The 22,780-nt window shown below is 60.5% G+C and carries 16 protein-coding genes; 12 read left to right on the plus strand and 4 right to left on the minus strand.

All coding sequences use genetic code 11. The features are described 5' to 3' along the window. Positions 1–14 precede the first annotated feature (14 nt). Positions 15–944 carry an AEC family transporter gene (locus QWI18_RS02475; RefSeq protein WP_369318115.1) on the plus strand — a complete coding sequence of 310 codons (930 nt, stop codon included), beginning with the start codon at positions 15–17 and terminating at the stop codon, positions 942–944. Between the two features lie 81 nt (positions 945–1,025). On the opposite strand, the gene QWI18_RS02480 is transcribed toward QWI18_RS02475, so the two are convergent. Continuing rightward, complete coding sequence (locus QWI18_RS02480; protein ID WP_369318116.1) at positions 1,026–2,006, minus strand: serine hydrolase domain-containing protein; 981 nt, start codon at positions 2,004–2,006, stop codon at positions 1,026–1,028. Positions 2,007–2,181: 175 nt separating this feature from the next. Between QWI18_RS02480 and QWI18_RS02485 the strand changes: the two genes are divergently transcribed. Next, a complete protein-coding gene (locus QWI18_RS02485; RefSeq protein WP_369318117.1) occupies positions 2,182–5,550 on the plus strand; it encodes a P-loop NTPase fold protein in 3,369 nt (1,122 codons plus the stop codon). A gap of 314 nt (positions 5,551–5,864) precedes the next feature. On the opposite strand, the gene QWI18_RS02490 is transcribed toward QWI18_RS02485, so the two are convergent. Both QWI18_RS02490 and QWI18_RS02495 read right to left on the minus strand, forming a co-directional pair. Further along, positions 5,865–6,170, minus strand: coding sequence for a hypothetical protein (locus QWI18_RS02490; RefSeq protein ID WP_369318118.1), 306 nt, complete (start codon positions 6,168–6,170; stop codon positions 5,865–5,867). Between the two features lie 254 nt (positions 6,171–6,424). Then, a complete protein-coding gene (locus QWI18_RS02495; RefSeq protein WP_065991476.1) occupies positions 6,425–7,444 on the minus strand; it encodes a branched-chain amino acid aminotransferase in 1,020 nt (339 codons plus the stop codon). A 280-nt stretch (positions 7,445–7,724) separates the two neighbouring features. On the opposite strand from QWI18_RS02495, the gene QWI18_RS02500 reads away from it, so the two are divergent. Continuing rightward, on the plus strand, positions 7,725–8,549 hold the full coding sequence (locus QWI18_RS02500; protein ID WP_244656922.1) for an HDOD domain-containing protein: 825 nt from the start codon (positions 7,725–7,727) through the stop codon (positions 8,547–8,549). Between the two features lie 260 nt (positions 8,550–8,809). Next, positions 8,810–9,652 carry an NAD-dependent protein deacetylase gene (locus tag QWI18_RS02505; RefSeq protein WP_369318119.1) on the plus strand — a complete coding sequence of 281 codons (843 nt, stop codon included), beginning with the start codon at positions 8,810–8,812 and terminating at the stop codon, positions 9,650–9,652. 68 nt (positions 9,653–9,720) lie between these two features. Here the strand turns inward: QWI18_RS02505 and QWI18_RS02510 are convergent, their stop codons facing one another. After that, positions 9,721–10,836, minus strand: coding sequence for a DUF2817 domain-containing protein (locus tag QWI18_RS02510; RefSeq protein WP_369318120.1), 1,116 nt, complete (start codon positions 10,834–10,836; stop codon positions 9,721–9,723). Between the two features lie 1,198 nt (positions 10,837–12,034). On the opposite strand from QWI18_RS02510, the gene QWI18_RS02515 reads away from it, so the two are divergent. The 8 genes from QWI18_RS02515 to QWI18_RS02550 all read left to right on the plus strand — a co-directional run bounded on the left by QWI18_RS02515 (position 12,035) and on the right by QWI18_RS02550 (position 22,700). After that, positions 12,035–12,889, plus strand: a complete 855-nt coding sequence (locus QWI18_RS02515) for an energy transducer TonB (RefSeq protein ID WP_369318121.1) — start codon at positions 12,035–12,037, stop codon at positions 12,887–12,889. A 52-nt stretch (positions 12,890–12,941) separates the two neighbouring features. Next, positions 12,942–13,649, plus strand: coding sequence for a MotA/TolQ/ExbB proton channel family protein (locus QWI18_RS02520; protein ID WP_141695229.1), 708 nt, complete (start codon positions 12,942–12,944; stop codon positions 13,647–13,649). Further along, entirely contained in the window at positions 13,649–14,050 is a 402-nt protein-coding gene (locus QWI18_RS02525) for a biopolymer transporter ExbD (protein WP_065991471.1), read from the plus strand. The genes QWI18_RS02520 and QWI18_RS02525 overlap by 1 nt, the downstream gene beginning before the upstream one ends. Before the next feature lie 216 nt (positions 14,051–14,266). Then, the gene (locus tag QWI18_RS02530) at positions 14,267–17,005 is read left to right on the plus strand and encodes a TonB-dependent receptor (RefSeq protein ID WP_369318122.1); all 2,739 of its coding nucleotides are present in this window, start codon (positions 14,267–14,269) and stop codon (positions 17,003–17,005) included. A 59-nt stretch (positions 17,006–17,064) separates the two neighbouring features. Next, positions 17,065–19,005 carry an extracellular solute-binding protein gene (locus QWI18_RS02535; protein ID WP_369318123.1) on the plus strand — a complete coding sequence of 647 codons (1,941 nt, stop codon included), beginning with the start codon at positions 17,065–17,067 and terminating at the stop codon, positions 19,003–19,005. 1 nt (position 19,006) lies between these two features. Then, positions 19,007–20,077 carry a microcin C ABC transporter permease YejB gene (locus QWI18_RS02540; protein ID WP_369318124.1) on the plus strand — a complete coding sequence of 357 codons (1,071 nt, stop codon included), beginning with the start codon at positions 19,007–19,009 and terminating at the stop codon, positions 20,075–20,077. Then, complete coding sequence (locus QWI18_RS02545) at positions 20,077–21,099, plus strand: ABC transporter permease (protein ID WP_192131087.1); 1,023 nt, start codon at positions 20,077–20,079, stop codon at positions 21,097–21,099. Before QWI18_RS02540 ends, QWI18_RS02545 begins: the two co-directional genes overlap by 1 nt. Positions 21,100–21,107: 8 nt before the next feature. After that, positions 21,108–22,700 carry an ABC transporter ATP-binding protein gene (locus tag QWI18_RS02550; protein WP_192131085.1) on the plus strand — a complete coding sequence of 531 codons (1,593 nt, stop codon included), beginning with the start codon at positions 21,108–21,110 and terminating at the stop codon, positions 22,698–22,700. Positions 22,701–22,780 lie beyond the last annotated feature (80 nt).

Here is a 22,780-nt window from a genome sequence, read left to right on the forward strand (position 1 = left end):
TAGGCCCGGGTTCGATGTCTTCCGTTTTGAATGTCTTGCTGCCGATCTTCGCGCTCATCCTGGTGGGCTACCTTTGTCGCCGCACCAACCGCCTCGGACCGACCGCCGCGTCTGAAATCAATCGAATGGTGGTCTGGCTGTGCTTGCCGGCCCTGCTGTTCACCGCCACAGCCCACGCCACCTGGGCACAGATCTGGCACCCGGGCTTCGTGCTGACCTTCACCCTGTCGACCCTCGCGATGTTCGTCATGACCTTACTGCTGCGGCGCCGCAAGGCCGGCCATTTCGCCGATGCCAGCATTGATGCCCTCAGCGCGTCCTATGCCAACACCGGCTACATCGGCATTCCGTTGTGCGTCATGGTGCTGGGGCAGGGAGGCCTGGAACCGGCCCTTATCGCCTCGTTGCTGGTGGTCTGCGTGGTATTCGGCATCGCCCTGGTGTGCATCGAAGTCGGCCTGCAAAGCGAGGCCCGGGTGCACCGCATCGTCCTCAAAGTGCTGTTGGCGCTGGCGAAAAACCCGCTGGTGGTGTCGCCCATCCTCGGCGCCTGCTGGGCGTCGACCGGCGTGGCATTGCCCGGCGCGCTGGATACATTCCTCAGCTTGCTGGGGGCTGCGACGACACCCTGCGCGCTGATTTCCCTGGGACTGTTTCTCGCCCAAAAGCAGCAAGGCCCGCGCGAGGGCACGACGTTGCTGGTGCTGATCAAACTGATCGCTCACCCCCTGCTCACCTGGTTTCTGGCGTATCGGGTGTTCCACCTGCCGCCGCTGTGGGCCAACTCTGCCCTGCTGTTGAGCGCCCTGCCCACCGGCACCGGGCCGTTCATGCTGGCCGAGTACTACAAGCGCGAGGCGTCGGTGGTGTCGAGCACGATCCTGATCTCGACGCTGGGCTCGCTGGTCACGCTGTCGCTGTGCATTTATTACATCAACGGATGAGGTGCCCATGCCCGCCTCTTGGCAGGCAAACGCGCGCCTGCAGGTCAGGCGTGCGCGGTGGGGCCAGCGATGCATACAAGGTCACTTCAACGCCGCGACCACCGCATCGAAGAAGGCCATCGGGTCGATGGGCTCTTTGTCCACCGGCTTGGGCTGTGCGCCGAAGGTGACGATCACGACGTTATTGGCCGGGTTGACGTAGATGTTCTGGCCCTGGATGCCGACCGCCGAATAGGCGCCGTCTTTGACGGAGGGCGCGGTCCAGGCGGTCCACCACATGTAGCCGTAATCCAGGCTTTTGCCGCCCTTGAGGGTGGTCGGCAGCGTCGCTTCCCTGACCCAGCCGTCGGGCAGAATCGAGGTGCCGTTGATCTTGCCGTCGTTCATGAAGAACAGCCCGAAGCGCCCGTAATCCCGTAGCGTGGCGCTGATGCCGCTGCCGCCGATCTCCACGCCGTCAGGCGAGTCCAGCCACCAGGTGGCGTCGCTTTCCATGCCGAACGGCTGCCAGATCTTCTTCGACAGGTACTCGGCCAGCGGCATCTTCACCGCACCCCGCACAATCTCGCCGAGAACCTGGGTTTCACCGGTGCTGTAGTTATTCACCGTGCCGGGCTCGGCAGCGCGCGGCAGGCTTGCCATCAGCGCCATGGCCGAGTGAGGCTGCTGGGAAATCTGCGCCTTGAGCAACGCCCGCCGGTCCGACGCCGGATCGGTGTAGGTCTCGTTCCACTTCACACCCGACGACATCATCAGCACGTTGCGCACGGTCACCCCGTCGTAGGCGCTGCCTTTGAGGGCCGGCACGTAGTCGACCACCTGGGCGTCAAGGCCCGTGATCAGGCCATCACTGATCGCCGCCGCCGTCAGGGTCGAGGTGATGGACTTGGCCATGGACATCGACATCCAGCGGGTTTTCTCGGTGTTGCCGCGCTGATAAGTCTCGAAGACGATCTTGCCGTCCTTGATCACCAGCATCGCGGTAATACTGTCCAGCGCCACGAAGTCGTACAGGTCGTACTTTTTGCCGCAGCTGCACTCTAGACCACCAACGAGAGGCACCGTTCGGGGACTCGTCAATCGATGGACACCATCGGTCTCAGGCATTCCTTCGCAAAATCGACCACTGAAACGCTGGACTCAATTTCTCAGAAAGCAATCGGGCACTTGGCCATCAAAACCAGTATCCTCACACCTATCGGCCACGTCGTAGGGCCTGGAAAGGTGCAAAGGACTGATGAACATCTTAAATTTCCAAAGCGAAAACCCGTCTGAACGTGATGCCTTCAAGGGCGAGAGCCACGATAGAGTCGCACAAGCCATCCATGACTACATTAGTAGCGGAAAAAATCACCGTGTAATTGGCCTTGATGGTGAGTTCGGCTCGGGAAAAAGCTCCATACTCCAGATGCTCGAACGAAAGATCAAGGACAAAGGCTCGAAGTCCGTGCTATGGATATTTGATTGCGAGCAAAACTACCAAGGCTCTATTAAGAGTAATTTTATCGAGCTATTTACCGATCAAATCACTTCTCTCCTCATAAAGACTGGGGACAAACCTGCTATCCCAGAGGCCCTCAAAACCCGAGACATCGCCTTAGGTCGACACTTCAGCTATACGAAGGACACAAGAAGTCACATAAGCGTCTGGGCTGTATTGCTTATCGCAAGTGGCGTGCTTAGCCCTACCTTTATTCGGGATTATCTGCCTCAGCTTCGGGGAAGTCTGGAATTGTCGTGGTGGCAACATCTACTCTATCTAGGTACAAGTCTTGCACCGCTAATAATTCTGACGCTTGCTTACTTCTTCAATGGAAAGGCGCAAGTTGGTAAGAAACGGTGGAATATCAGCAGCCTCCTGAAGGGCAGCTCGGATGATCAGATCACTGAAACGATCGAGATCAGCAAAGAAGTCAGCCCATTAGACTTGAAAAGGGCCCTGAGGAACCACCTTCACGCTGTTAAAGATCATCACTTCATAATTGTCATCGACAACCTCGACCGGTTACCTCGGGACGTACTTCGTTCGGTTTGGAGTGACCTTGAAATTTTCACTTCAGTAACGGGAACCGAGAACTTAAGCGTAATTGTTCCTTTCTGCTCAACAAAGGTTTCGCAATACCTTAACGGAGACTCTGAGCAAAGCTATGACTCAAGGGACTTCATCGCAAAGAAGTTCCCCGTGGTATTTCGTACACCACCTATTATCACCTCTGGGTGGAAAGACGCATTTAGGGCACTTTGGGCTCAAACCTTCGGCCTAGGGAGCCAAAACGATGCAGATACCTGTAGCGTTATTTTGCAACGCCACAGTCCCATGGCAGCAGGTTTGGTTACCCCTCGACTACAAAAAAGATTTATCAATGACATCGCGACGACCATGTTAGTCACAGCTGGCCGACCGAGCGTGGCGTGCATCGCAGCTTACATCGCAATCTGCAAATACAATAACATTTCTATTGAATCTTTGCTAAAAGAACCGGTTGCGCCTTCAGCCGAAGATACCGCCGCTAGTGGCAAACCTGATGAGAATGAACAGAATGAAAAGAACAGAGCCAATTTAGCCAGGACGAAACGTACTCTTCAAACATTGTTAGGCGAGGACGTGGATCAAGGCTGGCCCATTCAAGTCCTTCAGATACACTTCCAAACATCCCCAGATATTGCCATCGCAGAATTGATAGACCAACCCTTGGCTACTGCCATTGAATCCCAAGATGGAAAACAACTAGCTTCGCTAGCAGGGTACTTCGGATTTACCGACTCGTTCCTAAGAGAGCTCGAAGGAGAAGTATCACCTAACAATCTTTTCCTAACACTTCACGAGGCCGCAACCTCAGAAAATTGCGACATTGCCATGTTAATTCCTCATATAAATAAGAAATTTACAGAGAATAATTTACTGGCAGGTCACGTTCCAGAGACCGGTTTTTTTGAAGCGGCAAAAGAGCTGATTAGCCTAGGGCTTAGTAAAACCATATTCGATGGAGAGCTGAAAGCTGCGGGAGACGCATTTTTGCAGATGAATAAGCAGGCATATGACCCAGACGCTACGGATGCCTATCAAAAAACAGTGAACATGTATGACAGCTATCTACACGCATTGGATGAGCCGTTCCCAGAAATCGCTATGGACAGCTCAGAAATTCTCTTTCATACCTTAGTTCCGGATCCTGATCTCCTCGTAGTCGACGTGAACCGCATCACGCTTAGTCAGAAAGGACGCATAGATGCCGTGAGACAGCTTGTTTCGAATGATACGGTTGCATTCGATATGACTCCTCTGCCAAAGGAGGAATGGGTGCACTGCTTCTATCAGTATTTTAGAAACATCCGAATGTCCACCGCGAAGCGTGACTATCACCTAGGCGACGAACAATCGACGGAGATCACAACTGCGATAAACGCTGATCCTACAGAAGAGAGATCTTGGTTAGGCCTGGCATTCTGTGAAAAATACGCAAGCACGGTGCCCGCGCTAATCAAAAGCCATGTACTCACTACAAAGTCGAACCGCATAAAAATTGCGATGGCAGTCGTATATATGCGCCAAGATATGGGTACAGATCTTGCCGAAATCCCAGAAATCGAATCTGCGTTTAATCAAGAGCCAGAATTCCTCAATTCTTTAGCTGGGGCCTTGCTTACTAGCGGTAATCTTTTATCTCTTGCTCTCCAACCTGAGTCAAAAGCGATAGTGACTCCGCTTCTTGCCCATGCAATTAAAGAGCGCCATGTAGCCACGTTATTTGTATTTCACTTATTTCGGCAATACACGGAGCTGCGCGAAACATTGGAAGAAGCGGGCCTAGCGGAAAGCGAATTTCTAGCATGGATCCTTTCATTTCCTACGATTGTTGAACATCTCCCGACACTAGACAAGATAGACCCAGACTTCTTAGACGTGATATTGACCGGATCGAATGACGAACTTCTTCCGCTCAGAGCTCGTGTCCTAAATAGAGACTTTGGCTCTGAGATTGATGCAAGCGGCTGGCTCACTATCTTTAACAGCCCTGATGCTAGGGTAGCTAATACGCTGAATCGAATGGTCAAAGAAAAGCTGGATTTCAAAGGTGAAAAAAATGCTCACCCTGCATTTTCTAAATACGTCTCAGACTTGACAAAACAATCACCCTTTGCATCCCCACCCGCGCCGGTAATGGGTAATATTAAGAACGTGCTAAAGCTTTTCGACAAGGATACTCTATTTGTCATCGGAACAGAGCTCCGGACCTTCGTTTATGATGCTAGTGCCACGATTGAGTCTTCAATATTTATTTTGTCTGAACTCAACTTCCTTCTTCCAAGTGTCACCCCTCGAAACGCAGTTGAGGAAGAACGCTTACTCCAAATACTTTTGTTCCTCCATCGCAACCCAGAGTCTACATCCCGAGTTTCTGACTTCTTGGATGGTCGGTGGGAGCAGCTTGCGGACTGGTCGACTTCCAAGGATCACAAGGACACCTACGCCTCATATGTGACAAAGCTCAAAGATCGGTTACCCAACGTTTATGCAGACCTTTCAAACAAAACAGGCTTCAAAGCGCGGATGAAAAAGTTTGCGAAGGCTTTGCTGGCCCGGCCTACCGATGCGGAGGATTGAAGCTAGCCCCAGAGTGGTCTACGGAGTCGACCGCCATTGATCGTTTCAAATCCTTCGGGCGTCCGGGGTATGGCTTAGATTAGGTGAATCAGCACGATCGAGCTAGAAGCACTCCCAGTCAAAAGAAATACTTAAGCTTTCCCAGCAGGAGCAGGAGCAGGAGCAGGAGCAGGAGCACCAAAGCCTTGTGGGCTTCGGAATCAAAGGCAACGCCAAAGCAAGGGCAAGAGCAAGAGCAAGAGCAAGAGCAAGAGCAAGAGCAAGAGCAAGAGCAGTCAAAGCCTTGTGGGTTTTGACACCAAAGCAGGGCCTGTCTAGAAAACCTCGACGGTGAGGCGCACGTTGGGCAGTTGCCGATCCGACTTCGGCAGCGCATAAGGGTGATCGCCGGCCTTGATCGTGTGGGTGGGGAACAGTCGGCCGATATTGCGATAGGTGCTGACCGCCAGGTCCGGGAGCATGGCGCCGTCGTAGATCTGCTCGACCGTGCCAATGGGTTCCTGGGCGTGGGGATAGTCGTCTGCCCACGCACTGGACACCAGGGTGGCGGCGAGCAGGCCGAGGGACAGGGTCAGCGGCCGCTTGAAAGCGCCGGGACGGAACGAGACGGGTGGGTGCATGAGGTATCCTTTTTTGTCGTCGGTGACGGACGTCGGTCAATTCCCGGCAGGTGTATTGGGTAAATCACCCGCCAAAGCCGGGCCCACTAAAAGAACGCGCGTGCTTGAACCCTAGCTCACCCACCGGCGTCGCACCGGGTGATCAGTTCAGTGGCTTCATACCCTGACGTCTGCGATGACGTACCTGACCAAATCGAAGGCAAAAAAAACCACCGCGCAAGGCGGTGGTTTTCGGACGTGCAAGACGCGTCGGATCAGACTTTGACGATCCAGCCCGCCGGGCCTTCGATGTCCCCGGACTGAATGCCGGTCAGCTCTTTGTACAGGCGCTGGGTCACGGGACCGACTTCGGTTTCGCTGTGGAACACGTGCAGTTTGTCTTTGTAGCTGATGCCGCCGATCGGGGTAATCACCGCCGCCGTGCCGCACGCGCCGGCTTCCTTGAACAGGTCGAGCTTGTCGATGAACACCTCGCCCTCGGTGACCTTCAGTCCCAGACGGCTCTGCGCCAGTTCGATCAACGACAGACGAGTGATGCCTGGCAGCACGGACGGCGATTTCGGGGTGATGAACTGGTCGTCGTGGGTGATCCCGAAGAAGTTGGCCGAGCCGACTTCTTCGATCTTGGTGTGGGTCAACGGATCGAGGTAGATGGCGTCGGCGAAGTTGGCTTTCTTGGCCTCGGCGCCGGGCATCATGCTCGCGGCGTAGTTACCGCCGACTTTCGCCGCGCCGGTGCCTTGTGGTGCGGCGCGGTCGTAGCTGGAGATGACGAAGTTGTGGGGCTTCATGCCGCCCTTGAAGTACGGGCCCACCGGGATGCAAAACACCGAGAAGATGAACTCGGGCGCAGCGCGCACGCCAATGTTGTCACCGACGCCGATCACGAACGGGCGCAGGTACAACGCGCCGCCGGTGCCGTACGGCGGGATGAAACGCTCGTTGGCGCGGACCACTTGCTTGCACGCTTCGATGAACTGCTCGGTCGGCACGTGGGGCATCAGCAGGCGGCTGCAACTGCGCTGCATGCGCGCGGCGTTCTGGTCGGGGCGGAACAGGTTGATCGAGCCGTCTTTGGCGCGATAGGCCTTGAGGCCTTCGAAGCATTGCTGGCCATAATGCAGCGCGGTCGAGCCTTCGCTGATGTGCAGCACGTTGTCTTCGGTCAGGGTGCCTTGGTCCCACTCGCCATCGCGCCAGTGAGCCAGGTAGCGTTTGTCGGTCTTGATGTAGTCGAAGCCGAGCTTGTCCCAGTTAATGCTGTCGTTACCCATGACACCCTCTATGTCCAGGCCAGCGCGACCGGGAGTGTCCGGCGTCTGGCGTTTCATCGATAAAGCCCGGAGCAGGACGCGACCCGTTCCGGTGTGTCGCCATATTACTGATTTTTCTCCCCGCAAACCGCCTCCGCGGCAGATGAGCTGAAAAAGATCCTGGGCGGCCCGACTCAAGCATCGGGGTTTGTGCCGTCTGTAGCAAAACCGCCGGCCGACCCGTGCAGTTTCGCCAATGTTGCCTATGGTGTGTAAATCGTCCGAGACAGGAGCAGCACCCATGGGTATCGATCAATTGTTCGCCGATTTGAGCAGTCTTCCCAGCATTCCCAAGGTGGCGCAGGACCTGATCAAACAGTTCGACAGCCCGTCGTCGGACCTGGGCAGCATTGCCGGCAACATCGAAAAGGACCCGGTGATCGCGGCGAAGATTCTGCGGCTGGCCAACTCCGCGCGCTTTCGCGGGGCGCGGGAGTCGTCGAGCATCGAGGACGCGGCCATGCGCCTGGGCTTCAACACTCTGCGCACGCTGGTGCTGGCGTCGGCGGTGACCGGCGCGTTCAAGGCAGGCCCGAGTTTTGATCTGAAGGGCTTCTGGCTGAAGAGTTTTCAGGTGGCGGGGATCTGCCGTTTGCTGGCGAAACAGTCCGGCGCCGATGCGGAAATCGCCTTCACCTGCGGGGTCATGCACGACATCGGCGAACTGCTGATCCAGACCGGCGCGCCCGCCGTTGCCGAGCGCATCAACAGCGTGACCAAGACCGGGACGACCGGCCGCGCGGCCATCGAAACGCTGCAGCTGGGCTTTGGCTACCCGGAAGTCGGCGCGGAACTGGCCCGGCGCTGGGGATTGCCGGAGGTCATCCAGAACGCCATCGCCTATCAGGCGCGGCCCATGCAGGCGCCGGGGGATGCGACCCAGCCCCGGATCGTGGCTCAGGCATTGACCATTTCTGCCGCGCTGGAGAATCACGGCGGCGCCACCGCGCAGGCCAGGCAGGAAGTCGACGGGCCGTTGCTGGACGGGATTGACCTGGATGCCCTGTTCGCCGCCCTGCCGAAGGTGCTGGAGGATGACAAGGCGTTTGCGGAGTTGTTGAGCTAGGTACGGTCAGGGCCGGGTTCGAGATTGATAGTGCTCGCACCGGCCCCTTCCCGGCTGAAGCCTGTCCTACAAATTGACCGCGGCGCCACCGGAGATTTGCAGTGGTCCGACTGACACAACGCGGTCAACCTGTAGGACTGGCTTCAGCCGGGAAGACGTCAGGCGTCACGCTGCAGAATTGAAGGTGCTCACTGGGGCCCCTTCCCGCACGGAGCCGGTCCTACTAGTATCAGCGCACAGCCGATCATGAGGACCTGTGCATGCCTGATGGACCTGACACTCACGTCGATACCCTGCTGCACTGGATGCACGACCGCTCGTTCGTCGTCCTGACCGGCGCCGGGATCAGCACCTCCTCCGGAATCCCGGATTACCGCGACAGCGAAGGCGTGCGCCGGGGTCGGCAGCCGATGATGTTTCAGGAATTCCTCAATGCACCCGAGGCCCGGCGCCGTTACTGGGCCCGGGCGATGCTCGGCTGGCCCCGCGTTCGCGCCGCGCAACCCAACGCCGCCCACGAAGCGATTGCGCGCTTGCAGCAGCACGACCTCATCAGCGGTGTGATCACTCAGAACGTCGACACCTTGCACGATCAGGCCGGCAGCCATGATGGGGTGGAGTTGCACGGCAGCCTGCATTGGGTGCTGTGCCTGGACTGCCGCCAGCGCACCGAGCGCGACATCATTCAGTTGACCCTCGTTGAACAAAATCCCTACCTGGCCGGCGTCGATGCGGTGCAGGCGCCCGATGGCGATACCCTGCTCGACCCGGCATTCGAAGAGCGCTTCCAGGTGCCCCACTGCCCCCATTGCGACGGCGAGCGAATGAAACCTGACGTGGTGTTTTTCGGTGAAAACGTCGCGCCGCCTACTGCAGCCAAGGCCATGCAGCGGGTGGAAGAAGCCCAGGGACTGTTGGTCGTGGGCTCATCGTTGATGGCGTTTTCGGCGTTTCGCCTGTGCCGCGCCGTCAGCGATCAGGGCAAACCGCTGATCGCCATCAACCTGGGCAAAACCCGGGCGGATGATCTGCTGGATCTCAAGATAGAAGCGTCGTGCGAGGTGCTGTTGCCAGCGCTGGCGCAGCGGCTGCTGGTGGGTTAACGGACACTGTTCGCTGCGAGATAGCGCGTTGTCTGGAGGACCGGAGTCCTCCCGCCGCGCTCGATCCATTAGCTGGTTGCACGAATCCCCGGCAACGCCGCCAACGCCCGGTCCCATACCTGCCGCGTCCTGACCCACGCCACTTCCTGCCAGTCCGGGTCCGCCGGATAGAACTGCTTCAGCAGCCCCTGCTTGATCCGCCGCCCGGTTTCGTCCAGCGGGTCGCCGTGCAGGTGCAGCCAGTGATCATCACGCAAATGCCCATGTACGTCTGAGCCCGGGTACGTGCCGCATTCAATGACAAACGGCATCAGATGCACCCCCGGCAACACGTCGAGGAGCATCTGCGAGGTGTAGCCAGTGGAGGTCGCCGCGACACCGGTGTCGCTGACCCGATGAGCGCCGGTGATCAGGGTGAACAGCCACGGCCCGAACAACGCTTTCGCGTCCTCCAGCGCCGGGTAGGCTGATTCAACGATACTCATCAGCATCGGATGACCGTAAGCACCGGCGCCGGTGTGCAGGTCAAAACAGGTCACCACCTCGGCGTCCTGCAAATATTGCCCGACGATGCTGCGCAGCGTGCGATTGGACCAGCTCGGCTCGCGGCCGCCGAAGAACAGGCCATCGGGGAATCCGTACTGCCCCGCCTCCACCACCGACATCAGCCCTGCCCAACCCCGCACGTCGATTGCTGCCTGAAACAACGCGTCAGCCTGATCCCGCCGGGGCCCGCGCAACTGATCGCAGGCATAGATAGCGTGGACGTCGGCGTAGTCGCGGTTGTCCGGTAATGACCGGCTGAAGTCGAGGTAGTTGCGGTTCTGATCGAGGTTGTCCTCATTGACCCGGCGCATCCACGCCGTGCCCCAGGGGTTGATCAGGTGAATCATCAGGATCGCCACGCCCTCGGGCAACGAGCGTGGGTCAAAACCCTCGAGCCAGCGGCTCTGGCAATCGGAACCGTAATAGCCCTCGACGCCATGGGTGCCGCTCAACGCCACCAACACCCGCTGCGCACCCGGGTCGCCGAGCCAGGCGACATCCGTGGCCAGCGTCTCGCCAAACGGCCCCGTCAGCGGGTGGACGTATTCGCTCAATCGTGCGCCAGCGGCCGTGGCTGCCGCGATGAAGCGTTCGCGAAGCGGGCGATAACCCGGACGATCAGGAAAAAAGTGGCTCATTGATGCGCTCCAAAGGTAGTGGCACCGGGGGACAGGCGCGTACCAGACAGGCCGAACGCCACGGAAAAACGACACTGCGTCAAAAATGTTACAACCGGACACGTTTTGGCACACTTCTTTCTAGTGTTTCTCTTGTGGAACGTCAGTACCACGAAACGCTTCGCGTCCAGCCCAGGCTGCCGTGAGTCTACGCTGCCAAACGGTGCGCACCCCGCACCCACGGGCAGAAACCGGACACTACCCCGTCCGAAACAGTGCAGGACGCCGACCAGAAGTCTGGCGTCCGTCGATAAGGAATTCGATTCGTGCCAGACATGCGCCCCTCACACCCGATCCGCCCACACCGCGCCTTGCCTTATCCGCTGCACGCCTCCGTCAGCGAGCCTGCCGTTCGCCCCATCTCCCTTCAGCGCTCCGGCTGAAACCCAGCGCCAGTGCGCTGCAGTGCCTCACCTTTATTTCGTTTCAACGGCTGCCGCTTTTATAGCGATTCAGTAGCCACTTTTTATTGTTCCAATTCGGGACAGGTGCGCCTGTTCCCATAACGTTTTGAATTACCCGCTCAATTGCTCGCTGTTGATCTGCACACACTAAAAGGCATCACTGATCATTTTTAGTCAGTGCACGACAACGATAACGACTCTCCACCCCCTGACCGACAAGTCACACTTTCAGGAAACACCCCAATGATCACTTGAACACTCACGCACCAACTTGCACCTACTTAATCACGTTTGGTGCATTGCACTTCTGATTCAACCGGAACGGGTCAACGCGCAACCACGCGGTGAACCTGAATGAATAGGTTCGCCCCCTGTTCAGGTAACTGTCCCTGCCTCCATAAAGTGAACGGAGCTGGATCAAATGAAATTCGCTAAAAAGTTACAGGAATGCGACATCGCCCCGCCCCAGGCCATAAATGCCGCGCTAGATCCCTGCGCTGGCATAGCGGTTGCAATAGCGATGATCGTTAGGTAGTCATTCTGAAATAAAGACGTACGTCTTCGTACTCAACAAGAAATCAGGGAAACTCAATGTCTTCTCCATAGCCCACGCTGCAACAGCACTTATAAAGGCAGTTCTCTTAAAGACCTGCTTTCCCAGGCCTCGTGCATCCGACAGCACGGACGTCAACTTCAAACAGGGCAACTTGTTTGAACGGACCCTTATTGCCCTTCAACAACCCGAGGGAGCTTTAATGAATGACGCGGTAAAAACGAAAGCCATACCTGACCCGGCACCGGACGCACTGTCCATGGCCTGGCCGCGTATTCCTTTCAAGGAAAACACATCGCGCCCGGGTGAACTAAGCCGCACGCACGTGTTGATATTGATTGCCGCCTCGGTCCTTATTCACGGCGCCCTCTGGTGGTATATGCAGACCGCTAAAGCGGACGTCCCGGAAGTTGCGCCGCAAGTGCCCGAGATGACCGTCGAATTGACCAGCCCGACACCGCCAACGCCCCAAACGCCACCTGAGCCACCCCCGCCGCCTCCGCCCGAGCCACCACCGCCTCCGCCGCCTCCCGAACCGGAGCAACCGGTCGAGGACCCCGACGCGGTCAAGCCGCCGCCGAAACCGGTGGAGAAGCCCGTCGAGAAACCGAAGGTCGAGAAGCCCAAGCCGGTGAAGAAACCCGAACCGGTGAAAAAGCCAACGCCGCCCGCACCGCCAGCACCCGCTGCGCCGAGCCCGCCTGCGCCGGCCGCCCCGTCACCTTCGCCTGCCCCCCCTGCCCCGGCGCCTGCACCAGCGGCACCGGTCAAGGAATCGACCGCGATTTCCGGGCTCGCAAGCCTGGGCAACCCGCCACCGGAATATCCCGGCGCGGCGCTGCGCAAAGGCATGGAAGGCCGCGTGATCCTGCGCATCAAGGTGCTGCCCAACGGCCGCGCCGGCACGGTGGAGGTGACCAAATCCAGCGGCAAGCAGGTGCTGGACGATGCGGCGGTGGAAACGGTGCGCAACTGGAAGTTTATTCCGGCCAAGCGCGGCGACACCCCGATCGAAGGCTTCGCGACGCAAACCATCGACTTCAAGCTGCCCGAATGAACCCGGTCAGCCCATCAACAACAACTCTTTATATAGCGGGTGAGGTGTAACCATGAACGAATCGATCTCTTCGATGATTGTCCCCGGCGTGCTCTGGGCGCTGGTGGTGTTTTCGGTGCTGAGCTGGGGACTGTTGCTGATCAAATCCGCACAGTACGTACGCTTGAAGACCCAAAACAAACAGTTCGCCAAAGCCTTCTGGGCAGCGCCGGATCTGCTCACCGCCGCCGAGCACTCCAGTCAATACCCGGGCTCACTGGCGCGGATCGCCAACAGCGGTTTCGAAGCCATGGCAGTGGACGACACGCCGCGCAACACCCAGCAGCTCGCCCACACCATCAACCGCTCCGACCGGCTGGAGCGCAACCTGCGCCAGCAGATCCAGAAAGAACGCCGCGCCCTGGAAGCCGGCCAGGCCATCCTCGCCAGTATCGGCAGCACGGCGCCGTTCATCGGCCTGTTCGGTACGGTCTGGGGCATCATGGAAGCGCTGCAAAGCATCGGCGCCAGCGGTTCGGCGAGCCTGGAAACCGTGGCCGGCCCCATCGGTCACGCCCTGATTGCCACCGGTGTCGGCATCGCCGTCGCGGTCCCGGCAGTGCTGATCTACAACTTCTTCCTGCGCCGTCTCAAGCTCGCCGTCGCCGACATGGATGACTTCGCCCACGACTTCGACGCCCTCGCCCAGCGCAGCGCCTTCGCCATCAACCGTCAGGCCATCGCCAGCAAGCACAGCCAGACTGTGCGGGAGGCGAGCTGATGTCGTTCTCCACCCAAGACAGCGATGAAGTGCTCAGCGAAATGAACGTCACGCCGCTGGTGGACGTGATGCTCGTGCTGCTGGTGGTGTTCATCGTCACGGCGCCGCTGATGACCAACGCCATCAAGGTCAACCTGCCGAAAACCGACGCCGTCGCCGCCGCCGACAAGAAAGACCCGGTGGTGGTCAGCGTCGATCAGGACGGCAAGTTCTACCTGGCCAAATCCGAAGTCGCGCCGGAATCCCTGGAGCTCAGCCTCAAGGACGTCAAGGCCAAGGACCCGGAGGTGCGCGTGCAATTGCAGGCCGACACCAACGTCAACTACGGCCAGGTGGCCAAGGCGATGGCGTCGATCGAGCGCTCGGGCATCACCAGGATTTCAGTGATGACGTCCAAATGATCGACACATGACCCGCACCTGATCTGCACCTGAAGCCGGCGCCGCACCCCGCTGCGGCCCTGCGCACCCTACTCCCGATTCACCGCCGTCCGGGTTTTGGCCCGGAGGGGAGCGGCTTGTTTGAAATAAGGAAATTCCCGACCGCCATCACCGTGTCGGAGCAACGAGGGCTCACAAGGCCATTTCAATAACATCTGGAATAAGTCGGAAACTACCATGCTGATGAGCTTTCCCGGTTTTACCCTCAAGCCCCTTGTTGTTGCCGTACAACGCCACCCCCGTGCGCTGATCTGCGCACTGGCGGTCGGCATGAGCCCGGCCTATGGCGCCGACAGCACGGACAGCGCCGCCGATGCCGCACCTGGCGGTGAAGCCGCTGTCCCCGCGGCGGCGGTGGCTGCTGCGCCGGCGACCACCCAGCTCAAACGGGTGGAAGTGACCGGTTCGGCCGTGCGCCGGGCCGACGCGGAAACCGCCGTGCCGGTGACCATCCTGCGTGCCGACGAGCTGAAGAAACAGGGCGTGACCACCACCGAACAGATGGTCCAGCGCATCACCGGCAGCCAGTCGATGATGAACAGCGCAGGCTCGGTTGGCGCCTCCACCGGCGGCGCTTCCTATGCCGACATGCGCGGCATCGGCGCCAACAAAACGCTCATCCTGCTCAACGGGCGTCGTCTGGCCAACAACGCCTTGTCCGGCGTCGGCACGCCCAACGGCAGTGCCATCGACCTGAACATGATTCCGTTCGCCGCCATCGACCGCATCGAAGTGCTGCGCGACGGTGCCTCGGCCCTGTACGGCACCGACGCCATCGGCGGCGTGATCAACTTCATCACCAAGAAATCCCTGACCGACGGCACCCTGAGCCTCGGCGGCGACACCCCGACCGCCAGCGGTGGCGGCGCCAGCAAAGACGTCAGCGCCAGCTGGGGTTTCGGCGATCTGGACGAAGACCGCTTCAACGTCATGGGCGTGTTCAACTACAACAAGCAGCAGAACCTCGACGCCAACGACCGTTCGTTCGACAAGGATTACGTCCCGGGCCGCGGCCTCAACCAGACCTCCGGCACCGCTTATCCCGGCAACTACTACCAGGGCAATAACAGCACCAACCCCCTCGCGCCCAACTGCGCCGGACCGGGCCTGGTCAGCGTGAACGGGCTGTGCCGTTTCAGCACCCGCGATTACATCAACCTGGTGCCGCAGACCGAGAAGACCTCGTTCTTCGGTCGCGCCACCGGCAAGCTGGCCGAGGACCACAACGTCAGCCTGGAATACTTCTTTGCCCGCAACAACAACGCCGCCACCGTTGGCCCGGCGCCGTTGACCGGCCTGAGCATCGACCCGTCTTCGCCCTACTACCCGGGCAACGGCATCACCCCCGGCCCGAACAACTTCGCCCTCGACCCGACCCAACCGGTGGACACCGCCTGGCGTGAGACCGCCGCGGGCCCCCGTGGCAGCAAGGACCAGAACACCAACCAGCGCCTGTTGCTGACCTTCGACGGCACCGTCGGCGGCTGGGATTACAACCTGGGCGCCAACTACAACCAGAGCAAAGTCGTTTCCAGCGTGACATCGGGTTACGCCAGCGACGCCGCCCTCAAGGCGGGCCTGGCCAGCGGACTGCTCAACCCGTTCGGCGCGCAATCGGCGGCAGGACAGCAGTACATCGATGACGCCGCGTACCACGGCGAATACTCCACCGCCGTTGGCCGCGTTTATGGCGTGGACGGACGTATCAGTCGCGAGATCGGTAACTGGTTCGGCGCCGGGGAATCCGGTCTGGCGCTGGGCGGCGAATACCGCAAGGAAAAGCTGCACCAGAACTACGAGGACTTCGTCGATGACATCGACAGCCTGGGCCTGGACTCGGCCGGTTCCGTGTCCGGCGATCGCAGCGTCAAGGCCGAATACGCCGAGCTGAACGTCCCCGTGATCGACAGCCTGGAACTGACCGCTGCCGTGCGCCACGACAAATACAGCGACTTCGGCAGCACCACCAACCCGAAATACTCGTTCCGCTTCCAGCCGTTCAAAGAGCTGGTCATGCGCGGCGCGTACAGTGAAGGCTTCCGTGCGCCGTCGCTGTACGAGCTGTACGCCCCGCAGAGCCTGGCCTACAGCCAGGGCTACTACGATGATCCGACCCTTTGCGCCGGCGGTACCGTGCAACCGGGCGGTCAGGCCGGGCGTGACTGCAATCAGCAGTTCCTCAACCGCAGCGGCGGCAACGCGAGCCTGTCCCCGGAGAAAGCCCGCAACGTTACCCTGGGCTTCGTTTATCAGCCGATGAACAACCTCTCCATGGGCCTGGATTTCTGGTGGATTCACATCTCCAACCAGATTCAATCGTTTCCTGAATCCACCGTGTTCGACCAGTCGGACCTGTACGGCGACCGCATCATCCGCAACTCCGACGGCTCCATCGCCAACATCGTCACCGGCAACTCCAACCTGGGCATCGTCAAGACCAACGGGGTCGACGTGACCCTGGATTACCGCTTCCCGAACACGCCGTATGGCCAGTTCGGTCTGGGGCTGACCGGGACCTACGTCAACCGCTATGACTTCCAGAACATCATCGACGGTCCGTACACCGACAAGGTCGGCGACTTCCAGGGTGATGGCGTGATCGCGCGCTGGAAACACGTGTTGATCGGCAGCTGGACCCTGGGCGACAGCCGTGCCTCCCTGACCAACCGTTTCACCAGCGGCTACAACGACTACGACCGCAGCACCAACGGCACCGTACCGTCGTACTCGCTGTGGGACCTGTCGGTGGGCCACACCTTCGAGAAGGTGCTGGACCTCGATGCCGGCGTGCGCAACCTGTTCGACCGCGACCCGCCGTTCACCAACCAGGCCTACAACTTCCAGTCCGGCTATGACCCTCGTTACGCCGACCCACTGGGCCGCACGCTGTTCGCCCGCGCCACGTACCACTTCTAAGCGCTGACGCCCGACGCGCAGGTGATCCGGCGCGTCGGGCTGCACTCAAGGATGTCCGCATGTCCGCCACCCCCTTTCCACTGCCGCGCCGCTTACCGGGCGGGGCATTGCTGTACTCGGTGCTGTTGTGTGGCTCGCTGCTGCTGGGTATTTCCCAGGTGTCTGCCGCGCCGGTGCATGCGCTGACCGTCTATGGCGAAGCGCCGAAATACGCCGCTGATTTCCAGCACTTCGATTACGTCGACCCTGATGCGCCCAAAGGCGGTTCCATGAGCCGCGCGTCCGAGGAGATCGGCCAGTTCAACTACCTCACGCCCTATGTCGATCAGGGCATTTCCGTGAGCCAGATCGATACGTGGGTGTATGCGCCGCTGGCCTATCGTTCACTGGACGAGCCCTACACGGTGTACGGTCTGGTCGCCGAGAAAATGGAGCGTGACCCCGACAATCTCTGGGTGCGCTTCTACCTCAACCCCAAGGCGCGTTTCGATGACGGCACGCCGATCACCGCCGAAGACGTGCGCTACACCTGGCAGACGCTGATCACCCAGGGCAGCTTCAGCTATCGACCGCTGTACGCCGACGTCAAGGACGCGGTCATTGAAGCGCCGGGGCAGATCCGTTTCGATTTCAAGACCGGCACCAACCGCACCCTGGCGCTGGACCTCGCCAGCCTGCGCATCCTGCCCGAGCACTGGTGGAAAACCCGCGACTTCACCAAGGGCGGCGGCTTCGAACCGCCGCTGGGCAGCGGGCCGTATCGGGTCTCGCGGGTCGACGCCGGGCGCAGTGTCAGCTTCGAGCGGGTCAAGGACTGGTGGGGCAAAGACCTGCCGGTCAGCCGTGGGCTCTACAACTTCGACGCGCTGACGGTGAACTTCTACGGCGATGTCGACGTGGCCCGGCAACTGGTCCAGGCCGGCAACTTCGATTACAACCGCGAGTTCTCCTCGGCTGGCTACGTCGTCGGCTACACCGCACCGAGCCTGCAGGACGGCCGTCTGCAAAAGACCATTCTGGCGAAACGCCGCCCGGTGGCCGGTCAGGGCTTCGTGTTCAATCTCGACAAGCCGATGTTCCAGGACCGGCGTGTCCGTGAGGCCCTGGCGATGCTCTGGGATTTCGAGTGGGTCAACGGCCAGATCATGCGCAACTTCTATGTGCGCGAACAAACCTACTTCCCGAAGAGCGAGATGGCCGCCACCGAGCTGCCCGACGCCCAGGAGCTGAGCCTTCTCGAGCCCCTGCGCGGGCAGGTGCCGGACGAAGTCTTCGATCAGGTCTGGCACGCGCCGAAGACCGACGGCAGCGGCTACATCCGCGACAAGCAGCTCAAGGCCCTCAAGCTGCTGGCCGACGCCGGCTGGCACGCGAAGAACAACCGGCTGGTGAACGCCGCCGGTCAGCCGCTGGAGTTTTCCTTCCTCGACGGCCAGGGCGGTTTCGAGCGGCTGGTGCTGCCGTACAAGCGGGTGCTGGCGCAGATCGGCATCACCCTGAATTTTCGTCGCGTGGACTCGGCGCAGTACATGAACCGCCTGAACGCCCGGGACTACGACATGATCGTGGTCACGCTGCCGAGCAACGGCAATCCGATCCTCTCCCCCGGCCGCGAGCTGTACAACCTGTTCGGCTCGCAAAGCGCGCGGCAGGTCGGCAGTTCCAACGCCATGGTCCTGCGCAATCCGGCGGTCGATCGCCTCATCGATGGCCTGGTGGCGGCCAACAACCGCAACGACATGCTGCACTACGCCCGCGCCCTGGATCGGGTGCTGCTCTGGGGTTTCTACATGATTCCAAACTATTACTCCCAGGGCACGCCAGTGGTGTTCGCCAACCGCTTTGGCCGCCCGGCAATCGAACCGATCTATGACGTCGGTCTGGAAAGCTGGTGGGAAGTCAGCCGTGTGCCGCTGACCGATGCGCAGATGGCCGCGCAGCTGGCGGCACACAGCAACAGCGCTAATAGCCGTGCTGCACCAACAACGGAGGGCCAGTGACATGCTCGCCTACACCCTGCGTCGACTGCTGCTGATCATTCCCACGCTGCTGTGCATTCTGGTGGTCAACTTCCTTATCGTGCAGGCCGCGCCGGGCGGTCCCGTCGAGCAAGCCATCGCCCGGGTTCAGGGCATGGGCCCGGCGGGCGGCATCGGTGGCGGCGGTGGCGAGGTCGGGGCCACCGGCGGCATCAGCCGGGGCGCCCAAGGCCTGGACCCGGAGCTGGTCGAAGCGATCAAGCACCAATACGGGTTCGACAAACCGCTGCACGAGCGCCTGTGGCTGATGCTCACCCATTACGCGCAGCTGGATTTCGGCAGCAGCTTTTTTCGCGGCGCTACGGTGACCGGGTTGATCCTGCAAAAGCTGCCGGTGACCCTATCCCTCGGGCTCTGGGCGACGCTGATCACGTACCTGATCTCGATCCCGCTGGGCATCCGCAAGGCCGTGCTCCATGGCAGCCGCTTTGATGTCTGGAGCAGCACGCTGATCATCATCGGCTACGCCATCCCGGCGTTCCTGTTCGCCATTCTGCTGATCGTGGTGTTTGCCGGCGGCAGCTACTGGAGCTGGTTTCCGGCCCAAGGGCTGTTCTCCGACGACTTCGCCAGCCTCTCGCCGCTGGGCAAGCTGCGCGATTACCTGTGGCATCTGGTGCTGCCGGTCAGTGCGCTGGTCATAGGCGGCTTCGCCACCCTGACCATCCTCACCAAAAACAGCTTCCTCAACGAGATCGGTCGCCAGTACGTGGTCACCGCACGGGCCAAGGGTCTCAGCGAGCAGCGCGTGCTCTACGGCCATGTGTTCCGCAACGCCATGCTGCTGGTGGTGGCGGGCATTCCCCAGGCGCTGATTGAGGTGTTCTTCGCCGGCTCGCTGCTGATCGAAACCATCTTCGGCCTCGATGGCATCGGCCGCATGAGCTACGAAGCGGCGGTGTCCCGGGATTACCCGGTGGTCTTCGGCACGCTGTTTCTGTTCACCCTGTTCGGCCTGTTGATCAAGCTGGTGGGCGACCTGTGCTACACGCTGGTCGACCCGCGCATCGACTTTTCCGCGAGGAGCGCCTGATGTTCGAGTTTTCCCCGCAAAACCAGCGCCGCATCGCCAACTTCAAGGCCAACCGGCGTGGCTGGTGGTCGCTGTGGCTGTTCGTGGCGCTGCTGGTGATTTGCCTGTGCGGCGAACTGATCGCCAACGACAAGCCGCTGATCGTGCGCTATCAGGGCGAGCTGTACTTCCCGGCGATGCACCAGTACCTGGAGACCGACTTCGGCGGCGAACTGCCCTTCGAGCCGGACTACTCCAGCGATTACGTGCGCAAACTGATCGTCGACAAGGGCGGCTGGATGCTCTTCGCGCCGATCCCCTTCAGCTACGACACAGTCAATTACGAACTGCGCGAGCCCTCCCCCAGCCCGCCCAGCGCGCGCAACTGGCTGGGCACCGACGACCAGGCGCGGGACGTCATGGCGCGGGTGCTGTTCGGCACCCGCGTATCGATACTCTTCGCGTTGGCGCTGACCGCCATCAGCACGGTGATCGGCGTGTTCGCCGGAGCGATTCAGGGCTATTACGGCGGGCTGGCGGATTTGATCGGCCAGCGCTTGCAGGAGGTCTGGTCGGGGCTGCCGGTGCTGTACCTGCTGATCATTCTGTCGGGCTTCGTCGAGCCGGACTTCGGGTGGCTGCTGGGAATCATGTCGCTGTTTTCCTGGCTGGCGCTGGTCGACGTGGTCCGCGCCGAGTTCCTGCGCGGGCGCAATCTGGAATACGTCAAAGCCGCCCGCGCCCTGGGCCTCAGCGACGGCGCGCTGATGTGGCGACACATTCTGCCCAACGCCATGACCAGCACCCTCACCTACTTGCCGTTCATTGTGACCGGCGCCATCGCCACCCTCACCGCGCTGGATTTCCTTGGCTTCGGCATGCCCGCCGAAAGCGCGTCCCTAGGCGAACTCATCGGTCAGGCCAAACGCAACTTGCAAGCGCCGTGGCTGGGCGTCACGGCGTTCTGCGCCCTGGCGTTGATTCTCACACTGCTGGTGTTCATCGGCGAAGCCTGCCGTGACGCCTTCGACCCACGGACTTGAGCGCTGCCATGACTGACCCTCTGATCCAGATCCGCAACCTGCGCGTCGCTTTCAACGGCGCCGAAGTGGTGCACGGCCTCGACCTCGACATCCAGCCCGGCGAGTGCCTGGCGCTGGTCGGTGAGTCCGGTTCGGGCAAGTCGGTGACCGCGCACTCGATCCTGCGGCTGCTGCCGGCCAAGTCCGTGAGCACCCAGGGCAGCATTCGTTACAAGGGCGTCGACCTGCTGCACGCCAGCGACAAGGTGCTGCGGGGGCTGCGTGGCAACCGCATCGCCATGATCTTTCAGGAGCCGATGACCTCGCTGAACCCGTTGCACACTGTGGAGAAACAGATCGGCGAAATCCTCGCCATGCACAAGGGCCTCAAGGGCAAGGCCGCCCGCGAGCGCACTCTGGAACTGCTCGGGCTGGTGGGCATCCAGAACCCGCCGCAGCGGCTCAAGGCCCTGCCCCATCAACTGTCCGGCGGGCAGCGCCAGCGGGTGATGATTGCCATGGCGCTGGCCAATGAACCCGAGCTGCTGATCGCCGACGAGCCCACCACGGCACTGGACGTGACGGTGCAGCTCAAGATTCTCGAACTGCTCAAATCCCTGCAACAACGGCTGGGCATGTCGCTGCTGCTGATCAGCCATGACCTCAATCTGGTCCGGCGCATCGCCCAGCGGGTCTGCGTGATGCGCGCCGGCGAAATCGTCGAGCAGGCGGATTGCCAGACGCTGTTCGCCGCTGCGCAACACCCCTACAGCCGCCTGCTGATCAATGCCGAACCCGACGGCGAACCGGTGCCCGGCGAGCACACCCAGACCCTGCTGTCGGTGGACGCGCTGAAGGTCTGGTTTCCCCTGCCCAAGCCGTTGTTGCGGCGCGAGCGGCAGTACATCAAGGCGGTGGACGGGGTGAGTTTCGAGCTGTTGAAAGGCCAGACCCTGGGCATCGTCGGCGAGTCCGGCTCGGGCAAATCGACCCTGGGCCAGGCGATCCTGCGGCTGATCGATTCCGAAGGCAGCATCCGTTTCGCCAACAAGGAGCTGAGCCTGCGCAGCCAGCAACTGATGCGGCCGTTGCGCAAGCGCATTCAGGTGGTGTTTCAGGACCCTTTCGGCAGCTTGAGTCCGCGCATGACGGTGCAGCAGATCATCGCCGAAGGGCTGCTGACCCACGGCATCGGCACACCGGCCCAACGTGAACAGACGGTGATCCGCGTGCTCGGCGAAGTCGGTCTCGACCCGGAGAGCCGTCACCGTTACCCCCATGAATTCTCCGGCGGTCAGCGACAGCGTGTGGCCATAGCCCGGGCGCTGGTGCTGGAACCGGAGCTGATCTTGCTAGACGAGCCCACTTCCGCGCTGGACCGCACCGTGCAAAAACAGATCATTGCCTTGCTGCGGGATTTGCAGATTCGTCACGGCCTCAGTTATCTGTTCATCAGCCACGACCTGGCGGTGGTGCATGCATTGGCCCACGACGTGCTGGTGATCAAGGACGGCAAAGTGGTCGAGCAAGGGCCGGCGCGGGTTATCTTCGGTCATCCGCGCCAGCCCTACACCCAGGAACTGCTGCGCGCCTCCGGGCTGGATTTCGGCGGACGGGCGTGAGCCGACATACCTTGCGACACCTACTATAATGCCCGGCCACGGCGTATCATCCCGCCCCCACGATTTCCTGCTCTGGTGCC

Source organism: Pseudomonas sp. W2Oct36, assembly GCF_041060465.1.
Classification (GTDB): domain Bacteria; phylum Pseudomonadota; class Gammaproteobacteria; order Pseudomonadales; family Pseudomonadaceae; genus Aquipseudomonas; species Aquipseudomonas graminis_B.